Below are 6,658 nucleotides of genomic sequence, written 5' to 3'. Positions count from 1 at the left end.
GTATTTTCAAACTTTTTCATAAAAAATACTTGAATTTTATATAGTTAGCTCCCTACGAAAAGAAAAGAGACAAAAATATTTGTCCCCTATTTGTACGTTTATTATAGTTCAACTCGAAATGAATTACTACATCTTTTGAAATTCTTTCATATATTCCACAAGAAAATCAGCCGTAGCCTCCACCATTTCTTTGCCCCATTCATACGTTGCATATTTAGGATGATCCTTGCCAAACCAGCCATTATCACTACTTAAACGATTGCTTCTAGGAACTGGAATATCCACGCCTTTAAAGTTTACGGTTTGTGCATTGGAAGCTGTTAATTGAGGTGTAAACTGATTTAAATTTGAATCTTCAATCTTATCCTTTTGAACTAAACTTTCATCCACATACAACATAGCTGCCGTTTCCTGACCTGCACCATGGCCTCCGGCCCATTCTGGATTGATTTTTCCAGCAATAGTCCACCAGTCAAAAATTGTACCCACAGCTCCCTTCTTATATAAATGACGACATACTTTACTTAATGCATGTGTGTTTCCTCCATGTCCATTTAAGAACACAAAATGTCGAGCACCACAATCATATAGTCGATCACTGATTCTTTTCATAACCATTTCTAATAAATCACTACCAATTGAAATTGTACCCGTGTATTCTGTATGAAAATCGGCATCCCCATAAGGTAAGGTTGGGCAAATCAATACATCACTTTGTTTTTCAATTAGTTCTAAAATCTTATTAGGAATCATAGTATCTGTTCCTAATGGATTGTGGATTCCATGATTTTCAGTACTCCCCGTTGTAAGTATCACCATATCATGATCCTTAAAATATTCTTCGCAATCTTTCCAACTCATTCTTTCAAGTCGCATAACTTCACTTCCTATCTTTATATATGTATAATACTCCTATCGAAAGGAAAATTTCTATGGATATTAAAATTTTATTGTTTATACAAGAAAACATTCGTCACTACATACTCACACCCTTCTTCACCTTGATCACAAACGAATACTTTTTATATATTCTTCTAGGAATCGTATTGATTTATATGTTCAAGAAAAATGAAGATACTAGAAGACTCGCAAAAGAAACAATTATTGCCTTTTTGATTTGTACCGTATTATTCGTCGTATTAAAACTCATATTTCAAAGACCTAGACCCTTTGATGCGTTTAATGAACTTATTCCATTAGTGGATAAACCTAGTGATTATTCATTTCCATCTGGACACACCGCATCTGCCTTTATTTGTGCCTTTATGGTATATGATGGTCTTCCTAAGAAGTATAGTATTCTAATTTTCATACTCGCAATCCTTGTTGCGTTTTCTAGACTCTATGTGGGTGTTCATTATCCAACGGATATTCTTGCAGGCATTGTGCTTGCGTACATCGTTTATAAATTCATGAAAAAGACTATGTCAACTAAATGACATAGTTTTTTTGTGGGCATATAATAAAAACAGATATAAAACGAGTTAACATTACACAAAAAAAGGAGGATTATTGTATGTTACACGAAGTATCTTTTACATCTTATAATGAACGCGATCAAGTGCAAGCTTGGATTTATGTTCCTGCATGTAAGCCAAATGGAATCGTTCAATTAATTCACGGATTTGGCGAACACTCAAGACGCTATATCCATATGATTTCGGCTTTTCTAGATGCTGGTTATATTGTAGCCGCTGATGATCATGTAGGTCATGGAAAAACCGCAATGGTGAATAATGTCTGGGGTGACTGGGGAGATAAAGGATGTCACACCATGATGGAAGATGAACACACATTAAAGAAAATTGTATGTGAGAAGTATCCAAATTTACCTTACTTCTTATTTGGTCACAGTATGGGTTCATTTATCACAAGAGATTTTATCGCAAAATACGGAAATGAATTAAATGGTGCAACAATTTGTGGTACAACAGGCATTTTCCGTGGTGCTAAAGAAGTTAAAGAAAAATTGAAAGAAATCATTGATGCAGGCCACGGTGAAGAGTCTGATCCAAATGTTGTAGGCTCACTTATGGGCTGGATGTGCGAACGTTGTGGTGAAGTTCAAATTGGAAATGAATGGATTTGCCATGATCCATACGTACAAAAGGACCATGCGCAAGATCCATTTGATGCCTTCACAAGACCTACTAGCAATCGTTCTATTTATGATTTTATCCAAATGATGCTTACAATTGAAGGAACTCAATGGGCCAAAAAAGTACCTAAAAAATTACCTATTTACAATATTGCTGGTGATCAAGATCCAGTTGGCGAATATGGTCTAGGAGTATGTCAAGTCAGTAACTGGCTTGTAGAAACTGGACATCATGTCACAACTAAATTATATTCTGGCTATCGTCATGAAATTCATAATTATGCAGAAATCAAAAATGAAGTTGAAGCCGGAATTATTGAATTTATGAATTCAAATTTATAAGGGTGTAATTCAATTTACACCTTTTTCATTAAAGGAGCTAACTATGTTTAAGACAATGCGAAGATTCAAACAAAAATTATCTGAAGAAAAAATTTATAGAGATACTTACCAATGAACCTCATGGCGTATTATCTTTAATCAGTGATACGGGATACCCCTATGGTTTTCCTATTACACATTGGTACGATGAAAAAAAACGGACATATCTATTTTCATGGAGCAAAAGAAGGACATAAAATGGATTGTTTAAAACAACGTGATAAGGCTAGTTTTTGTGTCATGGATAAAGGTTTTAAAAAAGATGGTGAAATCGTAAGTGATCCAGCTGGTATTAATAATGATGGTAAATGATCCAGATAAAGTCAAAGAAATATGTACGCAACTCTGCCTAAAATTTACCGACGATCAAAATTATATTGATCATGAATTAAAATATTCCGGACCTAGTGTACAATGTTTTGAACTCATCCCTGATTATATATCTGGAAAAATCATTAAGGAATCTTAATTGAGTTTAGCATGCAGTAATGTTACTATTAATACGATAAAGTTGAGGAAGTATTATGGCAACACCAGCAACATTAGAACAATGGAAAGAACTCTATGATTTGGCTATTGAAATCACAAAATTAAGGCCTTGGAACTCATATTGGGACATGGATTTAATTGCAGTAGAAACAAAGAAAAATGAAGAGCCAAACTTCGTATCCATTATGGGTAAAAGTGGAACATGCACAGGTATCAGTGTTTATCGAGGCATGGAAGGTTATAGTGATTTTTGCCAAATCTGCAATGACGACTATAATGTACCTGCAACGTTTGTGATGTCCGATCAAAACTGCATTACTTGTTATTGGGGAAATCGTGATGAAATCGATGATGAAATGTATTCAATTATCAAACAATTAGGTCTTCGTTTTCGTGGCAATGGGAACTGGATTTATTTTAAAACTTTTGAAAAGAAAAGTTTTCCAAGCCTTCCAAACTATGGTGAAATCAAAATGTTGATTGAAACCTATAAAGGATTGATTGAAACATTAAAACATGAAGATTATCAAGAGTCCATCTTTGAAGGAGGAGATATTCTTTACACACAAAAATATAAAGATGGAAATTGGTTCTCTTATACTGTACCTAGGCCTATGGAACCAGAACGTTATAATACGATTCTTGTCAATGATTCAAATCTAATTGATTATTTTAAAAATATAAAGGATGGAGATTTAGAACTTGCGATTGATATGGATTATATGATGGTTCCCACAAATGATGAAGGTTTTGAAAGGCCCATCAATCCATTAGCCTATATAGTATTTGATTTAAGAAATAACCAAATTTTACACTTTGATTTAATTCACCCAGATCAAGAAGATTATGAAGTCATTATGAATAATTTTTTGGGTGCCATCGAACATTTTGGTAAGCCTAAACATGTATATGCCAGAAATCCATATATTCTAAATTGGCTTGATTTTATTTGTGAGAAATTAGATATTCCTCTAGTTAAAGATAATTTGGAAGAAATCGATGATATTTTTAATATGTTAAAACATATGGATATGGAGTAATGAAATGAAAAAGGAACTACAAAAACAAATGGATTCTATGATGAATATGACAATGGAAGCCATCACAAACAACAAGAAATTAGAACCTGCATTAAATGAATTATTCAAATATGCACCACAAGATGAAAAATATCAATTCATCTTACTTCATGAAATCGCCAATCAATATCTACATGAATTATTAGATATTGATTCTGAATTCCACGATTATTCTTTTGAAGAAGGTATAAAGATTTGTATAGAAGAAAAAACGGACTATTTAAAGGAAAGATTTCAAATTTGTACCATTCAGTTTCAATTGGACGACATCACAAGAACCATCACATTCCCTAAAAGACTTCCATTAGCAGATATGACATATTTTGTGATGTCTAGTTTAGACATAGTATGCAGCTATGATTTCATGATCAATTGTGAAGGCATTGATTATTCTACTGAAGAAATGCAGATTTGTTCCATTGCCGATTTATGTTTAGAAAAGAGTGATATGTTCTTACTATCCTTCTTCGATTCTGGAACAGACGAATTTTATCCTGTAACTGGAAAGCTCATCAATGAAGAGCTGAATAATAAAGAAATTGAATTGGAACGCATTCAAGTTATTGAAACTCAAAATGAAGGACCTTGGGTAGAAGAAAACGAACGCCGTACTTTAGAAGAACAAAATGATCAATTGGTTTCTGGATTCTTCTTTAATAAGATGTTCTATGAAAGACCCGATCTATTTGAAGAATTAGAAAATGGTAAAGACATCGAAGAATTACTTTTCCAAATGATTGATGAAGAATTAAATGATGATGTATTTGATACAGATTTATTAAACTAAAAAGGATCGATTTTCGATCCTTTTCCTTTGGCTTGTAACGAATAAGAGAAAAGAGCAATTTTACAAGCCATGATATATTATTCTTCATATTTTAATGCATCTTTGCCACGAGCTCCTGTTGAGATACGAACAACATCCGCAACATCGTAGACAAAGATTTTTCCATCCCCAATATTTCCAGTATACAATGCCTTTTTAGCTGCCTTAACAACATCTGCTACAGGAACTTCACTTACAACAACTTCAACCTTTAATTTAGGAAGCAATTCCATATTTACTTTAGCACCACGATAGTAGCTTGTTTGGCCCTTTTGCACACCACAACCAGATACTTTTGTGACCGTCATACCACCAATACCAATTTCATTCAATGCAGTCTTAATCTTATCAAATTTCTCAACCTTAGTAATAATAACAACCTTTGAAATAGAACCATCACTATGAATAACTTTTGTAGGTACGGCATCATCCAATTCTACACTTGGAGTGTAGCTAGAATCTTGAATTGTTTCTAAATAATCACCAGGAACATCGGCTTCTAAGGCAAAACCTGCATATGCACTTTCCAATCCATGTTCCATTTTATCAAGACCCACAATTTCTTCATGTGCACTAACACGTAATCCAACAGTCTTTTTAATAATGTAGAAAGTAATAAACATAGTTACAACAGTCCATGCACCAATTGCCAATAAACCTAATAATTGAACGCCTAATAAATGGAATCCACCGCCATAGAATAATCCTTGTGCTTCAGGCATTGTATCTGTACCACACGCAAATAATCCAACACAGATTGTTCCTAATAAACCATTTCCAAAGTGTACGGCAACAGCTCCTACTGGATCATCTACTTTTAATTTATAATCCAACAACCATACAATGAAACAAACCATACATCCAGATAAGATACCAATCACAAATGATCCAAATACGTTTACGGCATCACATCCTGCAGTAATCGCTACTAAACCTGCCAATGAACCATTTAAACACATCGCAACATCTGGTTTTCCATATTTAATCCAAGTAATCAACATAACTGTACATGTCGCAACGGCAGGTGCTACTGTAGTTGTCGCAAAGATTGTAGCTAACTGAATACCATTTGTAGCAGCTGCACCATTGAATCCATACCAGCCAAACCATAAGATGAAACATCCAAGTGCACCAATTGTTAAGCTGTGACCTGGAATTCCTCGTGGAGTTCCATCTTTATCAAACTTACCAATTCTTGGGCCTAACATCCATGCACCAATTAAAGCGGTTAAACCACCAACATAGTGAATGGCAGCACTTCCGGCAAAATCATGGAAGCCTAGGCTACTCAGCCAACCGCCACCCCATACCCAGTGTGCTTCAATTGGATATACAATTAAACTAATCACAAAACTATAGATACAATAAGAAATAAATTTTGTTCTTTCTGCCATGGCCCCAGAAACAATGGTTGCAGCTGTAGCACAGAACACTAAGTTGAATGTAAAACTTGACCAGTTTGTTCCGGCAAAATCTGTCAATGGACTTTCTCCCCATCCAACAAGTCCCGCAAAATCTTGTCCCATCAATAGGCTATAACCAATAATCAAGAATGCGACAGTTCCTAAACAGAAATCCATTAAGTTTTTCATAATGATATTACCGGCATTCTTGGCTCTTGTAAATCCGGCTTCAACCATCGCAAATCCGGCCTGCATAAAGAATACAAATGCAGCTCCGATTAGGTACCATATTCCAAATACCTCTGTTAAAATCTTCTCCATAATATTCCCTGGTATATTGTAATTGACCCATCTAGCTGGTCATTTACAACATACATCTCCT

General features: G+C 34.5%; 8 protein-coding genes. 6 read left to right on the top strand and 2 right to left on the bottom strand.

Features of this window, described 5'->3' with window-relative positions; all coding sequences use genetic code 11:
- Nucleotides 1-126 precede the first annotated feature (126 nt).
- Nucleotides 127-876 (bottom strand): creatininase family protein, encoded by a 750-nt coding sequence (locus tag LJE08_RS12450; protein ID WP_117924576.1) that lies wholly within the window; start codon nt 874-876, stop codon nt 127-129.
- Between the two features lie 56 nt (nt 877-932).
- Here LJE08_RS12450 and LJE08_RS12445 point away from each other — a divergent pair, with 56 nt between their 5' ends.
- From LJE08_RS12445 to LJE08_RS12420, 6 genes are all read left to right on the top strand, one after another.
- The gene (locus LJE08_RS12445; protein ID WP_158567592.1) at nt 933-1,439 is read left to right on the top strand and encodes a phosphatase PAP2 family protein; all 507 of its coding nucleotides are present in this window, start codon (nt 933-935) and stop codon (nt 1,437-1,439) included.
- A gap of 77 nt (nt 1,440-1,516) precedes the next feature.
- Complete coding sequence (locus LJE08_RS12440) at nt 1,517-2,440, top strand: alpha/beta fold hydrolase (protein ID WP_186998919.1); 924 nt, start codon at nt 1,517-1,519, stop codon at nt 2,438-2,440.
- Between the two features lie 186 nt (nt 2,441-2,626).
- Nucleotides 2,627-2,791 (top strand): hypothetical protein, encoded by a 165-nt coding sequence (locus LJE08_RS12435; protein ID WP_217295468.1) that lies wholly within the window; start codon nt 2,627-2,629, stop codon nt 2,789-2,791.
- On the top strand, nt 2,778-2,948 hold the full coding sequence (locus LJE08_RS12430) for a hypothetical protein (protein WP_227403385.1): 171 nt from the start codon (nt 2,778-2,780) through the stop codon (nt 2,946-2,948). Before LJE08_RS12435 ends, LJE08_RS12430 begins: the two co-directional genes overlap by 14 nt.
- A 55-nt stretch (nt 2,949-3,003) precedes the next feature.
- The gene (locus tag LJE08_RS12425) at nt 3,004-4,008 is read left to right on the top strand and encodes a hypothetical protein (RefSeq protein WP_227403384.1); all 1,005 of its coding nucleotides are present in this window, start codon (nt 3,004-3,006) and stop codon (nt 4,006-4,008) included.
- Nucleotides 4,009-4,012: 4 nt separating this feature from the next.
- Complete coding sequence (locus LJE08_RS12420; protein ID WP_217255850.1) at nt 4,013-4,834, top strand: hypothetical protein; 822 nt, start codon at nt 4,013-4,015, stop codon at nt 4,832-4,834.
- Between the two features lie 77 nt (nt 4,835-4,911).
- On the opposite strand, the gene LJE08_RS12410 is transcribed toward LJE08_RS12420, so the two are convergent.
- Entirely contained in the window at nt 4,912-6,597 is a 1,686-nt protein-coding gene (locus LJE08_RS12410; protein ID WP_186998917.1) for an ammonium transporter, read from the bottom strand.
- Between the last annotated feature and the right edge of the window lie 61 nt (nt 6,598-6,658).

This window comes from Holdemanella sp. DFI.5.55 (assembly GCF_020593575.1).
In the GTDB taxonomy this organism is placed as follows: Bacteria; Bacillota_I; Bacilli_A; order Erysipelotrichales; family Erysipelotrichaceae; genus Holdemanella; species Holdemanella hominis.
Note: the sequence above shows the minus strand (reverse complement) of the source record. Positions and strands in the feature narration are given on the sequence as shown.